Raw genomic sequence first — 1,435 nt, 5'->3', positions numbered from 1 at the left:
CGCCGAACAGCACCATGGGTTTGTCGTTGGCAATCTCGATGTCGCCGACGCGGATGATCTTCTGTGCCATCGGGGTTACGCCTTCTTCTGGTGTTGAGCCAACGCTGCTTTGACAAAACCGCTGAACAGCGGATGGCCATCACGCGGTGTCGAGGTGAACTCAGGGTGGAACTGGCAAGCGACGAACCATGGATGATCCGGCGCTTCAACCACTTCAACCAGCGCTGCGTCAGCGGAGCGACCGGAGATTTTCAGGCCGGCTTCGATGATTCGTGGCAGCAGGTTGTTGTTCACTTCGTAACGGTGACGGTGACGTTCGACAATCACGTCCTTGCCATAGCAATCGTGAACTTTGGAACCGGCTTCAAGCAGGCATTCCTGAGCGCCGAGGCGCATGGTGCCGCCCAGATCGGACGCTTCGGTACGCACTTCGACGGCGCCGGTAGCGTCTTCCCACTCGGTGATCAGACCTACAACCGGATGGCCGCTGGCGCGGTCGAACTCGGTGGAGTTGGCGTCTTTCCAGCCCATGACGTTACGAGCGAACTCGATGACCGCCACTTGCATGCCGAGGCAGATACCCAGGTACGGAACCTTGTTTTCGCGAGCGTACTGAACGGCAGTGATCTTGCCTTCCACGCCACGCAGACCAAAGCCGCCCGGTACGAGGATTGCGTCGACACCTTCCAGCAGCGCAGTGCCCTGGTTCTCGATGTCTTCGGAATCGATGTAGCGCAGGTTGACCTTGGTGCGGTTGCTGATGCCGGCGTGACTCATCGCCTCGATCAGCGACTTGTACGCGTCCAACAGCTCCATGTACTTGCCGACCATGGCGATGGTCACTTCGTGTTCCGGGTTCAGCTTGGCGTCAACCACTGCTTCCCACTCGGACAGATCGGCGCTGCCGCATTGCAGACCAAAACGCTCGACGACGAAGTCATCCAGACCCTGCGAATGCAGGATGCCCGGGATCTTGTAAATGGTGTCGGCGTCTTCCAGCGCGATCACCGCACGTTCTTCAACGTTGGTGAACTGAGCGATCTTGCGGCGCGACGAAACGTCGATCGGGTGATCGGAGCGGCACACCAGCACGTCTGGCTGCAGGCCGATCGAACGCAGTTCCTTGACGGAGTGCTGGGTTGGCTTGGTCTTGGTTTCGCCAGCGGTGGCGATGTACGGCACCAGCGTCAGGTGCATCAGCATCGCGCGCTTGGCGCCGACTTCGAAACGCAATTGACGGATGGCTTCGAGGAACGGTTGCGACTCGATGTCACCGACGGTGCCACCGATTTCAACCATCGCCACGTCGGCGTCACCGGCACCCTTGATAATGCGGCGCTTGATTTCGTCGGTGATGTGCGGAATCACCTGGATGGTTGCACCCAGGTAGTCACCACGGCGCTCTTTGCGCAGCACGTGCTCGTAGACACGGCCG

Annotated in this window: 1 protein-coding gene; it reads right to left on the bottom strand. The window is 59.7% G+C overall.

The window, feature by feature from the left end; translation table 11 throughout:
• Window positions 1-75: 75 nt before the first annotated feature.
• A partial coding sequence (locus ACIONG_RS30515; RefSeq protein ID WP_401304760.1) for a CTP synthase occupies window positions 76-1,435 on the bottom strand: 1,360 nt, incomplete at its 5' end.

This window comes from Pseudomonas sp. NPDC087817 (assembly GCF_044742875.1).
GTDB lineage: Bacteria > Pseudomonadota > Gammaproteobacteria > Pseudomonadales > Pseudomonadaceae > Aquipseudomonas.
Note: the sequence above shows the minus strand (reverse complement) of the source record. Positions and strands in the feature narration are given on the sequence as shown.